The sequence below is a fragment of the Novosphingobium sp. 18050 genome (assembly GCF_902706195.1).
Classification (GTDB): domain Bacteria; phylum Pseudomonadota; class Alphaproteobacteria; order Sphingomonadales; family Sphingomonadaceae; genus Novosphingobium.
Genome location: NZ_CACSJO010000004.1, coordinates 82,030 through 104,677, shown reverse-complemented (window position 1 = coordinate 104,677; position 22,648 = coordinate 82,030). Strand labels below are relative to the sequence as shown.

The 22,648-nt window shown below is 64.2% G+C and carries 18 protein-coding genes; 10 read left to right on the top strand and 8 right to left on the bottom strand.

Going from position 1 to position 22,648, the window contains the following annotated elements:
* The first annotated feature begins 33 nt into the window (after positions 1-33).
* The gene (gene uvrC, locus GVL61_RS06285) at positions 34-1,995 is read left to right on the top strand and encodes an excinuclease ABC subunit UvrC (RefSeq protein ID WP_159978126.1); all 1,962 of its coding nucleotides are present in this window, start codon (positions 34-36) and stop codon (positions 1,993-1,995) included.
* Positions 1,996-2,007: 12 nt separating this feature from the next.
* Here the strand turns inward: uvrC and GVL61_RS06280 are convergent, their stop codons facing one another.
* The 3 genes from GVL61_RS06280 to GVL61_RS06270 form a co-directional block, all read right to left on the bottom strand.
* Positions 2,008-2,784, bottom strand: a complete 777-nt coding sequence (locus GVL61_RS06280) for a hypothetical protein (RefSeq protein ID WP_200844868.1) — start codon at positions 2,782-2,784, stop codon at positions 2,008-2,010.
* 108 nt (positions 2,785-2,892) lie between these two features.
* Positions 2,893-3,534 carry a hypothetical protein gene (locus tag GVL61_RS06275; RefSeq protein ID WP_159978124.1) on the bottom strand — a complete coding sequence of 214 codons (642 nt, stop codon included), beginning with the start codon at positions 3,532-3,534 and terminating at the stop codon, positions 2,893-2,895.
* A 101-nt stretch (positions 3,535-3,635) separates the two neighbouring features.
* Positions 3,636-4,511: a neutral zinc metallopeptidase gene (locus GVL61_RS06270; RefSeq protein WP_159978122.1), complete on the bottom strand. Its 876-nt coding sequence runs from the start codon at positions 4,509-4,511 to the stop codon at positions 3,636-3,638.
* Between the two features lie 297 nt (positions 4,512-4,808).
* Between GVL61_RS06270 and GVL61_RS06265 the strand changes: the two genes are divergently transcribed.
* From GVL61_RS06265 to GVL61_RS06250, 4 genes are all read left to right on the top strand, one after another.
* Positions 4,809-6,272 (top strand): M28 family peptidase, encoded by a 1,464-nt coding sequence (locus GVL61_RS06265; protein ID WP_235037549.1) that lies wholly within the window; start codon positions 4,809-4,811, stop codon positions 6,270-6,272.
* 74 nt (positions 6,273-6,346) lie between these two features.
* On the top strand, positions 6,347-7,804 hold the full coding sequence (guaB, locus tag GVL61_RS06260; RefSeq protein ID WP_159978118.1) for an IMP dehydrogenase: 1,458 nt from the start codon (positions 6,347-6,349) through the stop codon (positions 7,802-7,804).
* A gap of 126 nt (positions 7,805-7,930) precedes the next feature.
* Positions 7,931-9,103, top strand: coding sequence for an RsmB/NOP family class I SAM-dependent RNA methyltransferase (locus GVL61_RS06255; RefSeq protein WP_159978116.1), 1,173 nt, complete (start codon positions 7,931-7,933; stop codon positions 9,101-9,103).
* A gap of 14 nt (positions 9,104-9,117) precedes the next feature.
* Positions 9,118-9,660, top strand: coding sequence for a hypothetical protein (locus tag GVL61_RS06250; protein WP_159978114.1), 543 nt, complete (start codon positions 9,118-9,120; stop codon positions 9,658-9,660).
* A gap of 146 nt (positions 9,661-9,806) precedes the next feature.
* On the opposite strand, the gene GVL61_RS06245 is transcribed toward GVL61_RS06250, so the two are convergent.
* A complete protein-coding gene (locus tag GVL61_RS06245) occupies positions 9,807-10,289 on the bottom strand; it encodes an RNA pyrophosphohydrolase (RefSeq protein ID WP_159978112.1) in 483 nt (160 codons plus the stop codon).
* 297 nt (positions 10,290-10,586) lie between these two features.
* Between GVL61_RS06245 and GVL61_RS06240 the strand changes: the two genes are divergently transcribed.
* The 3 genes from GVL61_RS06240 to GVL61_RS06230 all read left to right on the top strand — a co-directional run bounded on the left by GVL61_RS06240 (position 10,587) and on the right by GVL61_RS06230 (position 14,738).
* Positions 10,587-12,566: a 2-oxoacid:acceptor oxidoreductase subunit alpha gene (locus tag GVL61_RS06240; RefSeq protein WP_159978110.1), complete on the top strand. Its 1,980-nt coding sequence runs from the start codon at positions 10,587-10,589 to the stop codon at positions 12,564-12,566.
* A gap of 22 nt (positions 12,567-12,588) precedes the next feature.
* Entirely contained in the window at positions 12,589-13,632 is a 1,044-nt protein-coding gene (locus GVL61_RS06235; protein WP_159978108.1) for a 2-oxoacid:ferredoxin oxidoreductase subunit beta, read from the top strand.
* 128 nt (positions 13,633-13,760) lie between these two features.
* Positions 13,761-14,738: a metal-dependent hydrolase gene (locus GVL61_RS06230; RefSeq protein WP_159978106.1), complete on the top strand. Its 978-nt coding sequence runs from the start codon at positions 13,761-13,763 to the stop codon at positions 14,736-14,738.
* On the opposite strand, the gene GVL61_RS06225 is transcribed toward GVL61_RS06230, so the two are convergent.
* A complete protein-coding gene (locus GVL61_RS06225) occupies positions 14,686-15,441 on the bottom strand; it encodes a phosphatase PAP2 family protein (protein WP_159978104.1) in 756 nt (251 codons plus the stop codon). The two genes, GVL61_RS06230 and GVL61_RS06225, sit on opposite strands and share 53 nt — an antisense overlap.
* A gap of 41 nt (positions 15,442-15,482) precedes the next feature.
* On the opposite strand from GVL61_RS06225, the gene GVL61_RS06220 reads away from it, so the two are divergent.
* Both GVL61_RS06220 and GVL61_RS06215 read left to right on the top strand, forming a co-directional pair.
* The gene (locus GVL61_RS06220; RefSeq protein ID WP_159978102.1) at positions 15,483-16,859 is read left to right on the top strand and encodes a deoxyribodipyrimidine photo-lyase; all 1,377 of its coding nucleotides are present in this window, start codon (positions 15,483-15,485) and stop codon (positions 16,857-16,859) included.
* Between the two features lie 57 nt (positions 16,860-16,916).
* Positions 16,917-18,206, top strand: a complete 1,290-nt coding sequence (locus GVL61_RS06215) for a cyclopropane-fatty-acyl-phospholipid synthase family protein (RefSeq protein ID WP_159978100.1) — start codon at positions 16,917-16,919, stop codon at positions 18,204-18,206.
* Positions 18,207-18,210: 4 nt separating this feature from the next.
* Here the strand turns inward: GVL61_RS06215 and GVL61_RS06210 are convergent, their stop codons facing one another.
* From GVL61_RS06210 to GVL61_RS06200, 3 genes are all read right to left on the bottom strand, one after another.
* Positions 18,211-19,074, bottom strand: a complete 864-nt coding sequence (locus tag GVL61_RS06210; RefSeq protein ID WP_159978098.1) for a transcriptional regulator — start codon at positions 19,072-19,074, stop codon at positions 18,211-18,213.
* On the bottom strand, positions 19,071-20,267 hold the full coding sequence (locus tag GVL61_RS06205) for a GNAT family N-acetyltransferase (protein WP_235037548.1): 1,197 nt from the start codon (positions 20,265-20,267) through the stop codon (positions 19,071-19,073). The genes GVL61_RS06210 and GVL61_RS06205 overlap by 4 nt, the downstream gene beginning before the upstream one ends.
* A 196-nt stretch (positions 20,268-20,463) precedes the next feature.
* Positions 20,464-22,563: a sodium-translocating pyrophosphatase gene (locus GVL61_RS06200; protein ID WP_159978096.1), complete on the bottom strand. Its 2,100-nt coding sequence runs from the start codon at positions 22,561-22,563 to the stop codon at positions 20,464-20,466.
* Positions 22,564-22,648: the final 85 nt, after the last annotated feature.

Here is a 22,648-nt window from a genome sequence, read left to right as displayed (position 1 = left end):
ATAGGACCGGCGGGTCTACCGATCCATCGCGCCATGCCCTATCTGACGGGCATGGCGCGAACACCTGCCGGCACTCCCGACACCCCCAATGGCACCGAACGCTTCAACGAGGAGCGCGCGGTTTCGAGCATACGCGGCTCGGAGCAACCCGATCTCCAGGCGGGGGTCGAGGTGATCCGCGACACCGTGCGCACCCTGCCGGTGAAGCCCGGCGTCTACCGCATGCAGGACGCGCGCGGCGATGTGCTTTATGTCGGCAAGGCGCGGGCGCTGAAGAACCGCGTGGCCAACTATACCCAGTGGGAACGCCTGCCGGGGCGCCTGCAGCGCATGGTCAGCCAGACGCGCTCGATGACCATCGTCACCACCAATTCCGAAGCCGAGGCGCTGCTGCTTGAAGCGCAGCTCATCAAGCGTTTCCGCCCGCCGTACAACGTGCTGCTGCGCGACGATAAATCGTTCCCCTTCATCCTCCTGCGCACCGACCACGAATATCCGCGCATCATGAAGCATCGCGGCGCGCGGCGGCTGAAGGGCAATTATTACGGTCCGTTCGCCAGTGCCGGTTCGGTGAACACCACGATCAATGCCCTGCAGAAGCTGTTCCTGCTGCGCAGCTGCACCGACAGCTTCTTTGCCCGGCGCGACCGGCCCTGTCTGCTTTACCAGATCAAGCGCTGTTCTGCCCCCTGCGTGGGCCGCATCGACGAGGCAGACTACGACGAACTCGTGCGCGAAGCGAAAGATTTCCTCGGCGGCAAGTCCAATGCGGTACAGCGCAAGATCGAGGTGCAGATGGCCGAGGCCGCGCAGGATCTCGATTTCGAGCGCGCGGCGATGCTGCGCGACCGTCTGCGTGCGGCCACGTTCATTCAGGGCAGTCAGGCGATCAATGCCGAAGGCGTCGACAATGCCGATATCTTTGCGATGGCGACGCACGGCGGGCAGGTGGGCGTGCAGGCGTTCTTCATCCGTGGCGGCCAGAACTGGGGCCACCGCGCCTTCTTCCCTTCTCACACTGAGGGGCTGAGCGAGGAGGAAGTCATGCAGAGCTTCCTTGCCCAGTTCTATGAGGAAGTACCTCCGGCGCGCTGCATCCTGATCGACCGCGAACTGCCCGAGGCCGATCTTCTGGCCGAAGCCTTGCGCGAAGGCGCGGGCGGCAAGGTGGAAATCTCGGTCCCCCAGCGCGGCAGTCGCCGCCAGTTGGTTGCGCAGGCCACGCGCAACGCGGTGGAGGCCCTGGAGCGTCGCCTTGCCGAGCGGGGAACGCAGGCGAAGACTCACCGTGAAATGGCGGAGTTCCTAGAACTGTCGGATGTCCCCCAGCGGATAGAGGTCTACGATAACAGTCACATTCAGGGCACCAAGGCCGTCGGCGCGATGATCGTCGCCGGGCCGGAGGGCTTCATCACCAACCAGTACCGCAAGTTCAACATCAAGACCGCGCAGAGCGACGACGACTTCGCGATGATGCGCGAGGTCATGACCCGCCGCTTCGGCCGCGTTCAGGAGGAAGACCCGGAACGGCAGGGCGGAACCTGGCCCGATCTGGTCCTGATCGATGGCGGCAAGGGCCAGATGAACGCGGTGAAGGACGCGCTGGAGGAACTGGGCATCGAAGACGTGGCGCTCATCGCCATCGCCAAGGGCCCGCATCACGGTCGTGAAGGGCGCGAGGTATTTCACTTCCCTGATGGCCGCGAAAAGATCCTGCCGGTCAATTCCCCGGTGCTGTTCTACCTTCAGCGCCTGCGCGACGAGGTCCACCGCTTCGTCATCGGGGCCCACCGGGCCAAGCGCAGCCGCGCGATCAGCGCCAGTCCGCTGGACGAAATCCCCGGCATCGGTCCGGCAAGGAAGCGCGCGCTGCTGCTACATTTCGGCACGGCGGGCAAAGTGCGTGCAGCCAGCCTGGAAGACCTCCAGCGCGCACCTGGGGTGAGCGCTGCGGTCGCTCAGACGATTTACGACTTTTATCACCCGCGCGGGTGAAACCCCTTCCCGTCAGACAGGGCGCAGCTTAGCGGTGGTGATGTGCCAGCCTTGCGAGACGCCCATGCCGCGGTTGATCTGGCGCAGTTCATAGCTGCCAGTGAAGCGCTGGTGTTTGCCATCGTCGAGTTCGGCGTCGATGGTCACCGGCACCGTCACATAGATCGAACCGGCCCCGCCTTCTACACTCGAAACCTTGCCGATCTCGGCATGGGTCCGGCGGGTATGGGCATAGCCGCTGGCGAACTGGCCAAGCGTTTGCATGGGATTGCCGCCAGGGCCCCACAGTGACCATGCTGCGGGATAATCACGCGCGTTGACGGCTTCGTAAAAGCGCCGGACGACATCGGCTGCGGCTTCGCGGCCGATCGGATCGGATGCGCAAGCGGATGTCTTGGCGAAATCCTCGCCAAGAATGGCGCAGCCGCGGGCGACTTCGTTACGGATCATGGCGCAGGAGTTTTCCGCATTGCACGGCGGCCGCGTGGCCGGCGAAACTTCCCGGCACTGCGCGACCAGTTTGCGCGCGGCGCTTTCACCGATGTCTGCAGCACAGGAGATGGGGCCGGAAGATGAAGGCGCCTGAGTAGCGGGCGCTGGGCCTTGTTCGGCAGCAAGGGTCGATGCAGATACCGGCGAGGCCGCCTCGCTCGTCGCAGTATCGGCGCTTTGGACGGCAGCGTCGCTGGAGGGAGCTGGTGCGGGCTGCTCGCCGCTGCCGCCGCAACCGGAGACGATAAGGGCGAACGCGCCGACCAGCGGTAGTGCGAGGCGGTTGGGAAATCTCATCCGGCAATTCTCCTCATCATCCCGGCCGAGATGTTGGGCCTGCCATGACAACGGGAAAGCCGGGGCCGTCGTCCTGCGGGGGCGGCGGACGAGCGCCCGAGCAGCGCCTCAGTTCTTAGGCGCGGGCTGCTTTACGTCGGGTTCGGACTTGAAGGCCAGTTCGTCATCTTCCCTGCCTTTTTTCTTGCCGTCCTTGCCGTCCTTCTTTTCCATAGCCTTCATCTCGTCGAGACGCGCCTGGACGACGCTGGCCGGCGCGGGTGACGCCGGATAACGGCATCCCTTCGCCTGGCCCAGACCTTTGAGGTAGCCGCGCCGGGTAAGGCCGGCCTGGATCGCTGCATTGACCTTGCGGTCCTGTGCATTCGCGCCCGACACTTCGCGGATCAGCCCGCGGAAAGGGATGAACGAAGCGACCACCCACTTGCCGACGCGGCCGGCGCTGATGCGATCACGCTCGGCCTGGGGCAGGTCGATGTCCGGGCCGAGCACTTCGTCGAGTTCCTGGATTGCGCCGGCGATCTGGCGGCACTTGCCCAGTCCCGCCATGGCATAGGGTTCCGCGGTTGCCTTCACCAGCAGGGCCGGTATCTCGCCGTCCCGGCCCACGTTGAGATCGTTGATCGGAGTCTTAGCGACGTCCACGGCATCTGGATCACGGTTGGTGATTGCCTTGTCGTCCTGCCGGGCGATTGCGGGAGTCGCGAGAATTCCCGTGACCACGACCGCATTGAGCCAGTATTTGCGCATCCCTGTATCCTTTTTTCCGTTCCGGCGCGGCGACCTCCACTGTGGAGTTGCCCGATCGAACCGCGCCGTCGTGCCCGCAGGTCGACCGGACCTGCGCAATTTCATTTCACTGACGTGAACGTGTCACAGGCGTCCTCGTTCCCGGTATCGAGCCCGCGCTTCAACCAGCGCATGCGTTCGGCGCTGGAACCGTGGGTAAAGCTCTCCGGACTGACGGCCTGGCCGGCGTTCTTCATGAGGGTATCGTCGCCAATGGCGCTGGCAGCGGTGAGACCTTCCTCCATGTCGCCCGGGTCGATCAGATTGCCGTTCTTTCCGGCCCAGACCCCGGCATAGCAGTCCGCCTGAAGTTCCATCTTTACCTGAAGCGCATTGGACTGCGAGGGATTGCGCTGCTGTTCCTGTCGGACCTGCGTGTTCATGCCGGTCAGCTTCTGGATATGGTGGCCATACTCATGAGCGATCACATAGTAACGCGCGAAATCGCCCCCGGCGCCTAGTTGGCGCTCAAGCTGGTCGTAGAAGCTGGTGTCGATGTAGATGCCCTGATCGGCGGGGCAGTAGAATGGGCCCATCGCGCTTTGCGCCGCGCCGCAGCCGCTTTGAGTGCCGCCGGTGTAGAAATGCAGGGTAGGCTGGTCGAAGGCGATATTCGACTTCTGGAACAGCGGTTGCCAGGTGCGGTTGAGCGAATCGAGCGCATTGCACGATTCGGTCGCATAAGCATTGGCCGTGCAAAGTTCTTCCACGCTCTTCAGTTCGGAATTCTGAGCGGAATTCTGCGAAGGTGCCGAGGACTGCTGCTGAACGCCCTGGATCGTGCCGAGCATCTGTCCAGGATCGACCCCGAAGACGAGCGCGCCGATCAGCACGATCACCAATGTGCCGCAGCCCATCTTGCCGCCGCCCCCGCCGGGAAAGCCGCCACCGCCCCCGGTCACGCGGATGTTGGAGGGATCGAACCTGGTGAGCCGCATCGGTGAATAGTCCTTCCCTGTGTTTCTGCCGTCCCAGTCTTGTCGCAGCGAGCAGATCAATTCGCAACGGCTGCGCGAGTTCCTCTACCCGCATGGGTGTTGCGCACAGGCGCCATATCGCGGGCGGAGTTTCTAAAAATGTGCTGAAGTGCCCACAGCTGCGGAGATTTTTCAACCGCTGCCGATTTTGTGTCGTATAGGTGTCGGACGATGAAGGCGGGTGCTTTTACAGTAGGGGCATGGGTGTGGAAAACGGCTGCAGGCTTGGCGCTTGCGGCTGCCCTGATACCTGTGTCCATGATTGCCGCCAGCGTCAGCCGCGCCGACCGTGAGATCGAGACCCTTCTGCGCGCGCACATCGAGATGCTCGCCAGCGACGATTTTGACGGCCGCGAACCCGGCACCGAGGGTGAGGCAAAGACCTTGCGCTATCTCGCCCGGCAGTGGTTCGACATCGGTCTCGTCTCGGGCACCAACGATCCCGGGAACGAGTGGTTTGCTCCCGTTACCCTTGTTGCTCGGCAGCCGGAGACGGGCACTGCCCAATTCCTGCGCCGGGGTTACCGCACGACGATCGCACCCAGGGATGTGCTGGTCCTGACTTCCGGCAAGCGCAGTCTGGTGCGCAATGCGCCGCTGCTGTTCGTGGGCAAGGCGCGCAGCCAGGACTTTACCCGCACCGAACTGGCAGGCCGCATCGCGGTCGTGCTTGACGGCGATACGCCGGACAGCGCCCGGCAGAACAACCTGCTGACACAGGGTGCCTCGGCGGTGTTGACCGTCCTCGACGGGGAGCGCAGTCTTGAAGCGGTCACTGCGCGGCGCCAGCGCACCGGTTATGCCCTGTCCGAGGATTCGCTGGGCGGCGACCTTGAGGCGTTCGTAAGCCGCGCAACCATGGAAACCCTGCTCAAGGGCACCGCACATAGCCTCGCGTCGCTGGAAGCGGCGGCCGCCGCTCCCGATTTCGTGCCGATCATGCTGGACGTCACCGCCTCGCTGGAAGCCAGTACGAATGAGACGACGATCCGCACCCACAACCTCATCGGTAAGCTGCCGGGCCGTAACAAGCAGGCTGGGGCCGTGATGTTCGTGGCCCATTGGGACCATTTCGGAGAATGCGGCGAGGCTCCGGCCGAAGACGTGATCTGCAACGGCGCGATAGACAACGCCAGCGGCGTTGCTGCGCTGACCGAGATCGCCCGCCGCCTGGCACGTACTCCGCAGATGGACCGAGACGTTTATTTCCTCGCCACCACGGGTGAGGAACTGGGCCTGCTGGGCGCCCATGCCTTTGCCGAGGAACCGCCGCTCCCGCTGGAAAAGATCGTCGCGGCCTTCAACATCGATTCGATCGCCATCGCTCCGCACAAGACGCCTTTTGCCATCGTCGGGCGCGGCATGACCGGGCTGGACAAGGACATCGCCCGTGTCGCCAAGGCCGAAGGCTTCAAACTGCGCGAGGACGACAAGGCCAACGAATTCGTCAAGCGACAGGACGGTTGGGCCTTGCTCCAGCACGATATTCCGGCGGTAATGGTCACCACGGCTTACGGCGATATCGACCGGATGCGCGCCTTTTTTGATAGCGATTACCATCGGCCCAGCGACGACCTTTCACGCCCGCTGCAACTCCAGGGCGCGGTCGACGATGTGAAGATGCTGACCGCCCTGGGGCGCTGGTTTGCGGATACCCGCAGGGTGCCCGTTGCTGGTCCATCCACCAAAACCGCGGTAAAGTCTCCCCAACCCGCGAAATGACCCCCTAGCGCCCGGGGGTGCCTTTGATTACATGGGCCGCCACGATTCTCCCCGTAAAGGCATTGGTGGCGCACATGGATATCCAGCTCGGACTTACTTTCGACGACGTGTTGCTGCGTCCAGCAAAGTCCGACATCGTGCCTACCCAGGCCGATACGCGTACCATGCTGACCCGCACCATCGGGCTCAACATCCCGGTCATTTCCTCGGCCATGGACACCGTGACCGAGGCCGACATGGCGATTGCCATGGCCCAGATGGGCGGCATCGGCGTGCTTCACCGCAACCTTACCATTGAAGAGCAGTGCGCCGCCGTCCGCCAGGTAAAGCGCTATGAGAGCGGCATGGTGGTCAATCCCATCACTATCGATCCCAATGCCACCTTGGGCCAGGCGCAGGCGTTGATGCTCGCCAACAAGATCAGCGGCATCCCGGTGGTCGAGGCTTCGGGCCGTCTGGTGGGTATCCTCACCAACCGCGATGTGCGCTTTGCCGACAACCCGATGCAGCCGGTGCGCGAACTGATGACGCATGAGAACCTCGCCACGGTGGGGATCGGCGTCGGCAAGGAAGAGGCTCGCCGCCTCCTGCACCACCGCCGGATAGAGAAGCTGCTGGTCGTGGATGACAGCTTCCACTGCGTCGGTCTCATCACCGTCAAGGACATCGAGAAGGCCGTTACCTACCCCGACGCCACCAAGGACGGTGCCGGCCGTCTGCGCGTTGCCGCCGCTACCACCGTGGGCGACAAGGGCTTCGAGCGCACCGAGGCGCTGCTCGCCGCTGAGTGCGACGTGGTCGTCATCGACACCGCGCATGGTCACAACAAGGACGTGGCACTGGCCGTCGAGCGCGTTAAGCGCCTGTCCAACTCGGCGCAGGTCATCGCCGGCAACGTTGCCACCGCTGAAGCAGCGCGCGCGCTGATCGATGCCGGTGCGGACTGCATCAAGGTGGGCATCGGCCCCGGCTCGATCTGCACCACGCGCATCGTTGCCGGCGTCGGCGTGCCGCAGCTCACCGCCGTCATGGAAGCCGCCGAGGAAGCCGACAAGTCGGGGGTTCCGGTGATCGCCGATGGCGGTCTGCGCACTTCGGGCGATGCGGCCAAGGCGCTTGCCGCCGGTGCCTCGACGATCATGGTCGGCTCGATGCTGGCCGGAACCGAAGAGGCGCCGGGCGAAACGTTCCTGTATCAGGGCCGCGCCTACAAGTCGTACCGCGGCATGGGCTCGGTGGGCGCGATGGGCCGGGGTTCGGCCGACCGCTACTTCCAGGGCGACATCAAGGACCAGATGAAGCTGGTTCCCGAGGGCATCGAAGGTCAGGTCGCCTACAAGGGGCCGGCGCGCGACGTGATCCACCAGCTGGTCGGCGGTATCAAGGCGGCGATGGGCTACACCGGCTCGCCGACCATCGACGACATGCGCCGCAATTCGAAGTTTATCCGTATTACCAATGCGGGCCTTCGCGAGAGCCACGTCCATGACGTGACGATCACCCGCGAAGCGCCGAACTATCCCACGCGCTGATAATCAGGTGCTTCTCCCCGAAGCGGGGAGGAGGACCATCGCGCAGCGATGGTGGAGGGGTACGCGCGAAACCGCGTGCCCCCTCGTCGTCTTGCGAGCAGCCTTTCCGTACCGGGTAAGAATTTCATGACCCCCGCCGCCCGCGTCCAGGCCGCGATCGAAGTCCTCGATCTTGTGATCGAGGCCGCACGTTCGAACGGCGCGCCGGCCGATCGCCTGATCGGCGACTGGTTCCGCACGCGCCGCTTCGCCGGCAGCGGTGACCGCCGCGCCGTGCGCGAACTGGCCTACCGCGCGATCCGCCTCTGTGGTGAAGTGCCCGAAACCGGCCGCGCGGCAATGCTGCGCGTTGCCGGGGAAGATCCTCAGGTTTCCGCGTTATTCGATGGCTCGCGCCATGCTCCCGCAGCCATTGGGGCGGGGGAGCGGGCCGCTGCGGGCGGCGTCGCCCCGGCATGGCTCATGCAGCGTTTTGCCGAGAGCGGCATCGACGCGGCGGAGGCAGAAGCGCTGCTGGACCGCGCTCCGCTCGACATTCGCGTCAATACGCTGCGAGCGGGTACGCTGGAACTGCCCGAGGGCGGTCAGCGCACCGTCGCTGCCAATGGCTGGCGATATCCACCCGAAACCCGGATCGAACAGACCAGCGCCTATCTTGAAGGCATGGTCGAAGTGCAGGACACCGGCTCGCAGCTCACCTGCGAAGTCGTTGCCGCGCGTCCCGGTGAGACGGTGATCGACTTGTGCGCGGGGGCAGGAGGCAAGACCCTCGCCCTTGCCGCTGCAATGGAGAATACCGGCAGGCTGATCGCCGCCGACGCCGACCGCGCGCGCCTTTCGCGCCTGGCACCCCGCGCAGAACGCGCCGGGGCGACGGGCATCGAGACCCTGCTGCTCGATGCCAATCGCGAAATGGAGGCGCTTGCCCCCTTCGAGGACAAGGCCGATGCAGTGCTGGTCGATGCGCCCTGTTCGGGCACCGGCACCTGGCGGCGCAACCCCGAGGCACGCTGGCGCCTGACCGACAAGCAGCTGGTCCGCTATGGCTCGATCCAGTCGCGTCTGCTCGACATCGCGGCGAGGCTGGTTCGGCCGGGCGGGCGTCTGGTGTTCGTTACCTGCTCGCTGCTCGATGCGGAAGGCGCGCGGCAGGCAGAGGACTTCCTTGCCCGCAATCCCGGCTTTCGCGCTGAAACCCCGGTGTTGCCGGCAGGCACTCAGCGCGGAGCGGGCCTCAGATTGTCTCCGTATCATGACGGAACCGACGGCTTTTTCGTCGCACGCTTCGTCCGGCTGTGATAGCGTCAAAGGCTATGATGAGGACGAAGACCTCGGCCAAGGACCTGCTGATGCGCTATATGCCCGTTGCTGTTGCTCTTTCCCTTATTGCGGTCATTTCATCGAGCGTCTCGCATTCCCAATCGGCCCAGGCGCTCGACCCGCGTGCACTCGCGCTGATCGCCGAAGGGCGTAGCGCGTTGGCGGCGGGACAGATCGATGGTGCGGTGGATGCTTATGAATCAGCGCTCACAGTGGAGCCGGGCAGTGTCACGGTTTTGCTGGGCCTTGCCGAAGCCACGCGTCGTCAGGGCATGCAGGGCAAGGCGCTCCACTATTACCGCGTCGCGCTGAACAACGATCCGCGCAATCTCGTCGCCATCGCGGGTGAGGGCATGGCGCTGGCCGAAAAAGGCGCGACCGAGAAGGCCAACCGCAACCTGGCCCGACTGCAGACGCTTTGCGGCAAGTCCTGCTCGGAAACGCAGAACCTGGCGGCAGCGATCGCCAAGGGGCCTTCGCCGCGCATGGTCAGCGCTGATGCGGTGACGACCAAGCCGGTGGTTTCGGAGAACTAATCTCGACAACGCCTGTGCCTGCGTGAGCGGGCTTCGACAGGCTCAGCCTGAGCGGGATGAGGGGCAGTTCAAACTGACCCTCCCGATCACAGTTCGAACTGACCTCCGCTTACCCTGAGCTTGTCGAAGGGCGTTGTCGCAGTGCCTCAGATCAGCGCGCGGAATTCTTCCAGAACAGCCCGGTAGACCCGTTTCTTGAATGGCACGATGAGGTCGGGCAGCAGCTCGGCGTCCACCCATTTCCAGTCGCAGAATTCGGCCGGCTTGTGTGCTTCGAGGTCGATGCCATCGTCGTTGCCGTCAAATCGGGCGAGGAACCAGTGCTGGCGCTGGCCGCGGTACTTGCCTTTCCACAGCTTGCCGAGAAGCTCCTCAGGCAGATCGTAGAGCAGTTCTTCCTTGGTCTGCGAGAGCAACTTGACGTGCTCCTTGGTAACGCCGGTTTCTTCCCACAGCTCGCGGAAAGCAGCAGCCTTGAGGTCTTCGCCGTCGTCGACGCCGCCCTGGGGCATCTGCCACCAGTCGCCTTCGCGCGTGTCGATTCGTTTGCCGACGAAAACCTTGCCGTCGGCATTTACGAGCATGACACCCACGCAGGGGCGGTAGGGCAGGGACGAAAAGTCATTCATCGAGATGCGTATTTCCGAAATTGAAGGAACAAGGCCAAAAGGGGCTTACGGGAACGTGCTTGAGAGGAATTCCAAAGCGGCTTCACCGGGCCATCGACCATGGCAGGTAAGAATGGCCTACGGTAGTCCTCTTGACTAGCAGGTATTGTGGTCCACATCACTAACGGACCGCTAATGCGGACGGACAAATGACAGGTTTGTCTGCGCGAGAGTTTTCTAAATTGCCAGCCATGGCAGGAGCGAGCAGCCTCGGGAGAGAGGAATTTCAGGCAGAAAACTGCCGGAGAGGATCAGAAAATGGCGACACGATCTGCCCAATACGGTTCTGCGGAAGGGGCCGGGCAGGATGCGCAGGCATCCGTACACGAAGCCTCTCCCGAAGCGGTCGTCGTCCGTTTCGCGGGCGACTCTGGTGACGGGATGCAGTTGACCGGGGGTCAGTTCACCCTGTCCACTGCACTTGCCGGTAACGACCTCGCCACGTTTCCTGACTTTCCTGCCGAAATCCGGGCCCCTCAAGGCACGCTGTTCGGCGTTTCCGCCTTCCAGATCAATTTCGGGTCAAGCGAGATCACCACTGCCGGCGATGCTCCCGACGTGCTGGTGGCGATGAACCCGGCCGCACTCAAGACCAATGTTCAGGCGCTGAAGCCCGGTGGCCTCGTGATCGCTGACACCGGGGAGTTCACAAGGCGCAACCTCGAAAAAGCCCGGTACGAGGCCAGTCCGCTGGACGACGGCAGCCTTGCCAGGTGGGATGTTCTGGCTTTCGATATCTCCGCGCTGACGTTGGAAGCGGTGAAGCCCTTCGGCCTTGGCAACAAGGAGGCGCTGCGCTGCAAGAACATGTGGACTCTGGGGCTGGCGCTATGGATGTTCGACCGCGACCGCCAGCCGCTGGTCGACTGGCTGAACGCCAAGTTCGCCAAAAGCCCGGTGCTGGCTCAGGCGAACATCGCTGCGCTCAACGCGGGCCATGCTTACGGCGAGACCGCCGAACTGGCCGGGCCGCTCAGGAAGCTGCATGTCGATCCGGTAGCCAGCGAGCCGGGCCTTTATCGCACGATCACAGGGGCGGAGGCGGTCAGCCTCGGCCTTGTCGCGGGGGCGCAACTGGCGAATTTGCCGATGTTCTTCGGCGGTTATCCGATCACTCCGGCATCGGCGATCCTTCATAACCTCGTGAAGATGAAGGAGTTCGGCGTTACCACCTTCCAAGCCGAGGACGAGATTGCGGCGATCTGTGCAGCGATCGGAGCGTCCTATGCCGGGCAGTTGGGTGTCACATCCTCGTCCGGCCCCGGCATCGCACTCAAGGGTGAGGCGATGGGGCTGGCGATCATGACCGAGCTGCCGCTGGTAATTGTCAATTCGCAGCGCGGAGGCCCCTCGACCGGCCTTCCGACAAAGACCGAGCAGTCGGATCTCTATCAGGCGATATATGGGCGCAACGGCGATGCGCCGCTGCCGGTGATTGCCGCGCGCTCTCCCGCCGACGCTTTCGAATGCGCGATCGAGGCCTGCCGTATCGCGGTAGCATATATGACCCCGGTGATCCTGCTGACGGACGGCTACATTGGCAATGCCTCCGAACCCTGGAAAGTGCCAGATCCGGCCTCGTTTACGCCGTTCCCGGTGGCTTTCCTTGATGAAAGCAACAACCCCGGCGGCAAGGTGTTGCCCTACAAGCGCGACGCGCGCGGGGTGCGGCCGTGGATCAAGGCGGGCACGCCCGGGCTCATGCACCGCATCGGAGGGATCGAGAAGGCCATCGACACCGGCAATATCGACTATGCCCCCGACGTCCATCAGGCGCAGACGGACGCGCGCAAAGCCAGGATCGACGGGCTGGCCCATGATGTCCCGCCGCAGGACGTGGCGCTGGGCGAGGCCCGTGGCAGGCTGGCGGTGTTGGGTTGGGGCTCGACCTTCGGGCCGATCCATCAGGCCGTGCGCCGGGCGCGGCGCAGAGGGCTCGATGTGAGCCACGTCCACGTTCGGCATGTCTGGCCATTGCCGGCGAACCTGGGCGAACTACTTGGTGGGTTCGAGCATGTGCTGGTGCCGGAAATGAACACCGGCCAGTTCAAGACGGTACTGCGCGACCAGTTCCTGATCGACGCGGTGCCGCTGGCCAAGACCAGTGGCCAGCCTTTCGCCATCGCCGAAATCGAGGCGGCCATCGCCAGCTTCTTCAACGGCGTGACCGGCAACGAGGGCGGGGAGGTGGCGGTCAACGACACCCAGCTCCCCGCCCCCGAAATCGAACATCCTTGAGCGAGAGGACGGAAGCCCCATCATGAACGATATGACCCCGATCCAGACCACCCTCAAGGACTGGGAAACCGACCAGGAAGTGCGTTGGTGCCCCGGCTGCGGCGACTATGCGATCCTGAAGGCGGTGCAGCGCACTTTGCCGATGGTCGGCGCGGACCCGAAGAACACCGTGTTCGTATCGGGCATCGGCTGCTCCAGCCGGTTTCCCTATTATATCGAGAGCTACGGTTTCCACACCATACATGGCCGCGCACCGGCGTTTGCGACGGGGATAAAGCTGGCCAACCCGGAACTCGACGTCTGGCTGGTGACGGGCGATGGCGACGGTATGTCGATCGGTGGCAACCACACGATGCACATCCTGCGCCGCAATCTCGACTGCCAGATCATGCTGTTCAACAACGAGATTTACGGCCTGACCAAGGGGCAATATTCGCCGACAAGCCGGGTGGGCACTCCTTCGCCGACATCGCCGATCGGATCGGTCGACCGTCCGGCGCTGCCTTGCGCCTTCGCGCTGGGTGCGGGCGCGCGGTTCGTCGCCCGGGGGTACGACGTGTCGAAGGACCTGCCCGAAGTCCTCATCGCCGCGTACCGCCATAAGGGTGCGGCCTTCATCGAGATTTTCCAGAACTGCATCGTCTACAACAAGGACCGCTTCGACGACTTCACCGCCAAGGCGGTTGCGTCCGATAACCAGATTATGTGCAAGGACGGTGAACCTTTGCTTTTCGCCAAGGAAACCAAGGGACTGTCACTAGATCTTGAGACACTTTCGCTGAAGGTCGTCGATGTTGTGGATGGGAATTGGCAAGCCGCAGGAGTGGCTGTTCACAATCCGCGCAATCGGGGGCTGGCGCATATGCTGGTGGAGATGCCTTTCGGCGCATTTCCTATGGCGTTGGGGGTGATCTACGACGATCCCGCGCCGACGTTCGAGAGCGCCGTGGTGGCGGAACGTGCCACCCTGATCGCCGGCAAGACGCCGGATCTCGGCAAACTGCTGTCTAAAGGACAAACGTGGACGGTGGCGGCACCGAGTGACAAACACGGTTTGATGGATTGATGCGCTCCATGCCCTTGAGCCCGTCATTGCCAGCATAGGATGAAACCCCAAGCGTAGTTACGACGCCGCGGGTTGCCATGTCGCATTGTGCAGTTGATAGTACTGCGCGATGCAACTCCCCGTAGATCATGGATAATCTCACCCACAGCCTTGTTGGCTGGGCTCTGGCCGAAACGGGGCTGAAGCGCCGCACCCGCAAAGGGCTGGCCGCCTGCGTTCTTGCCGCCAACATGCCGGACATCGACGTATTTTTCGGCTGGGCGCCGTGGGTGCCGCTCGCCACCCACCGGGGCTTTACCCATGGCCTTGTCGGCGGGGTGTTGCTGATGCCGCCCTTGCTGGCAGGGCTACTGCTGTTGCTCGACCACTGGCAGATTCGCCGGGGCGCGGTGTTTAAAAGCGGTCTGCCGATGAACGCCGGATGGCTGCTGTTGCTTTGCTATATGGGAGCGCTGACCCATCCGCTGCTCGACCTGCAGAACATCTATGCAATCCAGTTGCTGTCACCGTCGAGCGCGCGCTGGTTCCATACCGATGGGCTGTTCATCATCTCGCCCTGGCTGTTGGCAATGCTGGGAGCCGGCCTGTGGCTGGCGCGGGGGCGCTGGAAGCGCCGGGCCAGATCGGCGGGAAAGCCTGCCGTTGCTGCGCTGGCGGGGGTGATCGGTTTCATCGCAGCGAACATCGGCATCTCCGCGCTCGCGTGGCAGGCACCGGGCAATTCTCCGCTTCGGGCAAACCCCGACCGCATATTCGCCTCGCCCGAACCGCTGCTGTTCTGGCGCCGCGATGTGATCTGGCGGGAGCGGGGAGCGATCACGCAAGGGCGCTACGACCCCTTGCATGGGCTCACTGCCCTCGTCGAAGCCGGTCAGCCCGTGGCCGACAACATGGCCGACCCGTTGGTCCGCCGCGCTGCCGTGGCGACTCCAGAAGTCGTGAAATTCCTCGCCTGGTCCCAGATGCCGGTAGCCCGGATCGAACCGCACGGCTGCCAGACGACGGTGACGTTCGGCGACGCGCGCTTTTCCGGCCCGGCGCTCAGCCGCAACTTCAATGTCTCCGCGACGGTTCCGACGCTCGTTCCCGGTTGTCCGGCTCGCTGATGTCCTCGGCCGCGTCGACCGTAGCCTTGGCCGGGCGGTAGAGCAGGGCACTCGCCAGGAAAGCCCAGCCGGCACCGCCCAGCCATCCGGCAACGACGTCGCTCGGCCAGTGGACGCCAAGCCAGACACGGCTCCAGGCAATGACGAGGCTGATCGCCATGGCACCGCCAATCACGGTCGCCCGCACCGACGCGCGGTTGCCAAGGGCGGCGAAGGCCAGGGCTATGGCGATATAGACTACAGCGGCATTGAAGCTGTGCCCGCTTGGGAAACTGTTGCCGCCCGCTTCCATGAGGTGCGGCACGATCTGCGGCCGGGGCCTGCCGACCAGTCCCTTGAGCGCGCTGTTGACCACCCACCCGCCGATGACTGTCAGCGCCAGCAGCGCGGCTTCGCGCCGCAATCGCAGGAAGAGCAGTGCGATTACGGCTGCGATCGCGAAAATGTTCCGCAGGACTACGCCGCCCAGTGCGGTAACGTCGCGAACGGCTTCCAGCAGGCCTGCGGGGCCCTCGGGCTGGAGGGTATCATCGCGCCAGAATAGCAGTCCGATGCGGTCGAGCGCCGCGACATGCCCGCTCTGCACTGCCCATGCGGTGATGGCCGCGCCCAGCCAGCACAGTCCGGCGCACACCAGCGCCTTGCGCGGATCGATACGGTAGCCGCGTTTCGGCAGCGTGAGGGTTTCGGAAGCCACGACCATTGGTTTAGGGAACGCGCTTCTTCAAGAGGCGTTGCGTGTCCATGAATTCCCCTGTTATCGTCTGGCTGCGGCGCGACCTGCGCCTTTCCGACCAGCCTGCCATCGCGGAGGCCGCTCGAAAAGGCTCCGTGATCCCGGTCTACGTTCTCGACGACGAGACGCCCCGGCACCGTGCTATGGGCGGCGCCTCGCGCTGGTGGCTGCATCACTCGCTTGCCAGGCTTGATGCCGCGCTGCGGGAGAAGGGTTCGCAGCTGATCTTGCGCAGGGGGAAGAGCGAGGAGGTGCTGGCGCGCCTGGCCGAGGAAACCGGCGCCAGGGAAATCCACGCTTTGCATCACTATGAACCATGGTGGCGCAATGCCGAGAAAGCGGTGGCGAAGCAGACTGAGCTGTGCTTGCACCACGGCAATTATCTCGCCCCTCCCGGTTCGGTGACGACGGGCACCGGCGGGCTCTACAAGATTTACACCCCGTTCTGGCGAACCTTGCGCGAACGCCTGCCGCCCCCGCAGCCGGAGCGCCGCCCGCAGGTGATTGCCGCACCGGCTTCGTGGCCGCGGTCAGACAGCCTTGAGGACTGGGCGCTGCTCCCCACGAAACCCGACTGGGCGGGCGGTCTGTGCGATACGTGGGAGCCCGGCGAGGCGGGGGCAAAAAAGCGGCTTCACGCCTTCATCGAAGAAGCGGCTGCCTACGAAGGCCAGCGCAACCTGCCGGGCGTGGAGGGCACCTCGATGCTCTCGCCGCACCTGCATTTTGGAGAAATCTCGCCAGCGCAGATATGGCACGCGGTGGCAGATGCAGGCGGCTCGGTAGGCACTTTCCTAGGGGAGTTGGGTTGGCGCGATTATGCGCAGAACGTGATCCTCCAGTACCCGGACTATGGCGCCAAATCGGCCCGCGAACCCTTCGACGATTTCCCGTGGCGCAGCGGAGGCGACGTGACCGCGCAGATAGCCGCGTGGCAACAGGGCCGCACCGGCTATCCCATCGTCGATGCCGGGATGCGCCAGCTTTGGCACACCGGCTGGATGCACAACCGCGTGCGTATGATCGCCGCCAGTTTCCTGGTGAAGCACCTGCTGGTGGACTGGCGTGAGGGCGAGCAGTGGTTCTGGGACACGCTGGTCGATGCCGACTATGGCTCTAATGCGGTGAACTGGCAGTGGACTGCGGGCTCGGGCGTGGATGCCAATATGTTCGTGCGGATCATGGCGCCGCTCTCGCAGTCGGAGAAGTTCGACTCCGCAGGCTATATACGTGAATGGGTGCCCGAACTGTCCGACCTGGCTGATGGCGAAATCCACGATCCGTCGCCGATGGCCCGGCCGAAGGGGTATCCTGATCGGCTGGTCGATCATCGGAAGGCAAGGGAGCGCGCTTTGGCGGCTTGGCAGAACGCGAAAGCAGGTTAGCGAAGTTTCATCCTCGGGCAATTGCCGGGCGGTCGATTCGAGTCCATATCATGCGCTATGAATGCGCGGGCATCGGGGCGAGGCGGCGATCTTGTTGAAGGCGGACGGGCCATCGGCGCGGGGCCGCAATGGCTTGCGCGTCTTTGGTCGGGCGGGGTTAACAAGATTCTCGACCGCATCGATCGGGGTCTTCACAGCGGTTCGATCATGGCGACATTGCCTGGCGGACAGTCGAGATTGCTGGGCGGTCGCAATGCCGGTTTCGACGCGGTGGTCGAACTCAAGAGCTGGCGTGCGCTGCTGCGGTTGGCGACGGCCGGCTCGGTGGGCTGGTATCAGGCCTGGGCGGCGGAGGAATGGGAAAGTCCCGATCCGGTGCCGTTGTTCGCGCTGTTCATGGCCAATGCGACTGCGCTGGGCGGAGCCGCCCGCGCCCATGGTCCCTGGCGGCTCCTGAGCAAGGTTCTGCACCGGCTCAACAGCAATTCCCGCTCCGGTTCGCTGAAGAATATTCACGCCCACTACGATCTCGGCAACGACTTTTACCGAGCCTGGCTGGGAGAGACGATGATCTATTCCAGCGCGCTTTATTCAGCACCTAAGTGCCGCGCCAACGCCGAGAGCCAGGTCGTCACCGAACTGGACCGCGCGCAGTCGGGCAAGGTCACCGCGATGATCGAGCGGCTGGAACTGGCACAGGGCGACAAGGTACTGGAGATTGGTTGCGGCTGGGGCACGCTGGCAGCGTTCCTAGCCAGCCACCGGGACGTCGAGGTCGATGCCATCAGCTTGTCGGACGAACAACTGGCCTATGCCCGCGCCTACTGGCAGCTCGACGCCGGCAGCGTGGACTTCCGCAAGCAGGACTACCGTGACGTTCACGGCCGCTACGACGCGATCGCCTCGGTCGAGATGGTGGAAGCGGTCGGGCGTGACTACTGGCCCGACTTTTTCGATTGCCTGGCGCGTAACCTGCGTTCCGGCGGGCGCGCCGGTATTCAGTACATCTCGATCCGCGATGAAATCTTCGAGAGCTATGCCGCCAGCGCGGACTTTATCCAGACATATGTGTTCCCCGGCGGAATGCTCATCAAGGAGAGCGAGTTCCGCGCTCTTGCCGCCGAGCGTGGGCTTTCGTGGGAAGACCAGCACAATTTCGGGGGCGACTATGCCCGTACCTTGCGCGAGTGGCGGCGCAACTTCGACGTCGCGGTGGAGGAGGGGCGCTTGCCTGACGGCTTCGATGAGCGTTTCGTGCAGCTATGGCGCTACTACCTGATGTACTGCGAAGGCGGCTTTCTCGGCGGTGGCATCGACGTCTCGCAAGTGACGCTGGTGAAAGGCTGAGGGATCAGCCGACGCCGAGCTTTCGTGCGATCCGCCAGCCCAGCGCCTTGGCCCGGTTCGTGGCAGGCCAGCGGCCCGGCGGAGATGGCTTGACGCCGAGCTTGCGCAGAAGGCCATTGAAGGCCCGCGCATCGGCTTCGGCAAAGCTCCATTCCGAGCGCCATGTGATCGAGAGCGAGACTGAAGGCTTCTGCCCGTTGCGCACGAAATGCGGGGCCATGACAGGGACGTAAAGCGCCTCGCCTGCCTCCAGCGGGAATTCGCGCCCGCCTGGCAGCAAGTCTTCGCGCCACTTGAGTTCGCGTCCGCCGCCGGTGTGATAGGCCTCGTGGATCTCGTCGGGGGCGTAGGAAGCCTCGCCGGCGGGGAACTGTGTCATGACCTTTGAGCCGCGCACCTGCATCAGGATGTTGTGCTCGGGATCGAAGTGGTAGGGGGTGACGCCGCCTGCCGAAGTTACGAAGACGAAACCCTGCGTTTTGAGCATCCTGCCGGTGCGCGCCTCGATTGCAGGGCGAATTTCGGCGAGTAGGTCGGCGAGCAGCGCGGCATAGGCGGGGTCCTGCTCGATGTTCTTGAGGACGGCCCAGGACCGGGTGGTCTCGATCTCGCGGATGGTCCGGCCGATCGGTATGCCGGTAGCCGCGGGCTTGCCATCGACTCCGATGGGCTGGTCGGCAGCGTTGTATTCGATCGAGGCCGCGGGCAGCGCTTCGGCCAATGCCGCCAGCGCTTCCAGCTCCATCAGCGGATGCGCGCGCAGTGTATGGGTCAGCTTATGTGGTACTTCCGGGTAGTTCGCGGCAAAAGTCCCACGCGCGTCATCGGGAAAGACGGCACCGGGCCTGAGGTTGGGAGACGCGTTCATGGTTGCTCTCTAGGGGACTGGCCGGCAGGGCGGCGCGCGGTTTCGGCGCGCACGAAGTGGCGGAACGCGGCACGGCGCAAGGTTCCGCCGATGGCGATGGAGAGCCGGCCGATGGCACGCCGTTCGCGCCAGAAATGGTCGATCATCGGATGGTCGGCGCTGGCACAGCTGTCGCTCCATGCGATGCCTTCGCGGTCCAGCATCGCTAGGTTCTCGCGCTGGAGCAGGACCCCGGGCGAAAAGCGTGCGAAGTTCTCGTCGAAGGCGGTCTTGAAGGAATATGCACCGGGCGCGGTCAGAAACGTTGCCAGCATCGCCAGAGGCTGCCCGTCGAGGGTGAGGGTGAGGCGCTCCAGCCTTCCGCGTGTGGCGGCGCCGTTCAGGCTCTCGCGAAACAGGTGGGCGGTGCCTTCGTCGCAGCCGAGCGCAGAACCGGCCTCGCCTTTCCAGCCTGCGCGCTCAAGCGCGAGGAATTTCTCGCACCATGGGGCGACATCGTCCGCGTCGGTACGGCGATCTAAGGTGACTGCGCCTTCTTCAGCAAGGCGGTTGGCCTGGCGGCGCAGTTCCTTGCGCTTCTTGCTCGAGAGAGAGGCTTCGAGATACGCTTCGGGCGCGAGATCGGAGGCGAGCATCGCCCGGGCTTCGGTATGGACCACTTCGATCAGCCGGCCGTCATTGGCGGCGACGGCTTCCAGCGCGGCGTGAAGCGGACCGCCGAGCACGATGCCGCGCAAGTGCATGAACAGGGCCGCGCCGGGCTCGTCGTCCGCCCAGCGCAGTACGGCCTGCCAGAACGCCTTCTCGGCGCCCTTCGCGACTAGGGGAACACCGCAGAAGCAGTTGGTGTGCAGCCAGCTCGACAGGTGCGGCACCGGCCAGCGGTAATAACGCCCGGCGCGGACTACAGGCAGGAGCCCGGCCAGTACGCCGTCTTGCTCGAAACGCAAGATTCGGACGGGATCGGTTTGCGCGAGATGGCGCAGCGAGGGCAGAAGATACCAGCTCTCGAAGAAAGGATTGGGTTCGCTGGCGACCCGGGCGAGGTTGTCCCAGGCGGGGACCTCGGCCTCAAGGTCGCGCCAGGGGACGCAGGTCAGGCGCCCAGGCATGGGGTCAGGCACCCGGCGCGGAAATGCAGCGAGGGCATCGGATGCCGCAGGCGCGATCGCGTCGTGTGCCTCGAATGCCACTTGGGCGGATTTCCCGATTGCTGAAGGATTGCCTGTTCATCAGCAGGATAGCGGGCATCCATCAAGGAAATGCTAACGCTGCGATGCCGGGGATGAAGCGCTGGATCCGCTTCTCATTACAGCGCGGAGATGCGCGGGGCAATCAATGAAAACCCCGCCGGCGTCATGCCGGCGGGGCTTCACGGTGTTCAGTGGATCACCCGGCCGCCAGTGCCGCCAGCAGCAGCAGCGCGACGATGTTGGTGATCTTGATCATCGGGTTCACCGCAGGCCCTGCGGTGTCCTTGTAGGGATCGCCCACCGTGTCACCGGTTACTGCGGCCTTGTGGGCTTCGGAACCCTTGCCGCCGTGGTGGCCGTCTTCGATGTACTTCTTGGCGTTGTCCCACGCGCCGCCGCCCGATGTCATCGAGAGCGCCACGAACAGACCGCTGACGATCACGCCCAGCAGCAGCGCGCCAAGGGCCGCAAAGCCGTTGGCCTGCCCGCCGACCCAGCCGATTACGTAATAGACCGCAATCGGTGCCAGCACCGGCAGCAGCGAGGGCACGATCATCTCCTTGATCGCCGCCTTGGTGACGAGGTCGACTGTACGGGCATAGTCGGGCTTTTCCGTGTAAGTCATAATGCCCGGCTTCTCCCGGAACTGTGCGCGCACGTCGAGGACGACGTCGCCCGCCGCACGGCCCACGGCGGTCATGCCCATTGCCCCGAACAGATAAGGCAGCAGCGCCCCGAGCAGGAGTCCGACGATGACGTAAGGGTTCTCCAGGCTGAAATCGACATCGAGTTGCGGGAAGAACTCACGCAGGTCGGTGGTGTAGGCGGCGAATAGTACCAGCGCGGCAAGCCCCGCCGAACCGATCGCATAGCCCTTGGTCACGGCCTTGGTTGTGTTGCCTACCGCGTCGAGGGCATCGGTCTTGGCGCGGACGTCATCGTCCAGCCCGGCCATTTCGGCAATGCCGCCGGCATTGTCGGTGACCGGACCATAGGCGTCGAGCGCGACGACCATGCCCGCCAGCGCCAGCATCGCGGTGGCTGCATAGGCAATGCCCAGCAATCCGGCGAGCTGGTAGGCGATGATGATCCCCGCCACAATGACGATGGTCGGCAGCGCGGTAGCCTCAAGGCTGATCGCAAGGCCCTGGATCACATTGGTGCCGTGGCCCGTCTCAGAAGCCTTGGCGATCGAGCGGACCGGGCGGTACTGGGTGCCGGTGTAATACTCGGTGATCCAGATGATCAGCCCGGTAATGGCAAGGCCCAGCAGCGAGCACCAGAACAGGTCCATGCCGGAGAAGGCCTGGTTGCCGATCAGGGAGGCCATGTCGCCCTGCTGGGCGACCCAGATGCACCCGTAGATCGCCGGGATCGAGAGGATCGCGGTGACCAGGAAGCCCTTGTACATGGCGCCCATGATGTTCTGGCTCGATCCCAGCCGCACGAAATACGTACCGATGATCGAGGTGACGATGCACACGCCGCCGATCAGCAGAGGCAGCGTCATGAAGGTCATCAGGGCGTCGCCCAGATCCTTCACCAGCAGCGCGGAAAGCACCATCGTCGCGCCTACGGTGACGACGTAAGTCTCGAACAGGTCGGCGGCCATGCCGGCGCAGTCGCCGACGTTGTCGCCCACGTTGTCGGCGATGACGGCGGGATTGCGGGGGTCGTCCTCGGGGATGCCGGCTTCGACTTTGCCGACCAGATCCGCGCCCACGTCGGCGGCTTTGGTGAAGATACCGCCGCCCAGACGCGCGAAGATCGAGATCAGCGACGCGCCGAATGCGAGGGCGGTCAGCGCCTCGACCACGGTGCGGTCCTCACCGCCCACGGTATGGCCAGCCACCGCGGTCAGATACCAGAAGAACACCGAAATCGCGAGCAGAGCCAGCCCCGCCACCAGCATGCCGGTGATTGCGCCAGCGCGGAATGCCAGCGTCAGGCCTGCTTGAAGACCCTTCTGCGCGGCGGCGGCGGTGCGCACGTTCGAGCGCACCGAGATGTTCATGCCGATGAACCCGGCAAGGCCCGAGAGGATCGCTCCTATGACGAAGCCGGTGGCCGAAATCCGCCCCAGCGTCAGCGCGAGAATGATGGCGACGATGACGCCGACGACGGCGATGGTGGAGTACTGCCGCTTAAGGTAGGCCTGAGCGCCTTCCTGTATGGCGGCGGCGATCTCCTGCATCTTTTCAGAGCCTGCCGGAGAACTGAGGACCTGACGAGAGGTGACGAAGCCATAGACTATGGCGAGTAGTCCCAAGACAATTGCGATCGTGATCAAGTTCACTGAGCGCCCCCTTCCCAATGGGTTTATGTTGTTTCGGCGAGTTTTTCCCGCTCGAAGGCACAAGGGCTATAGACAAGCCAGAGGG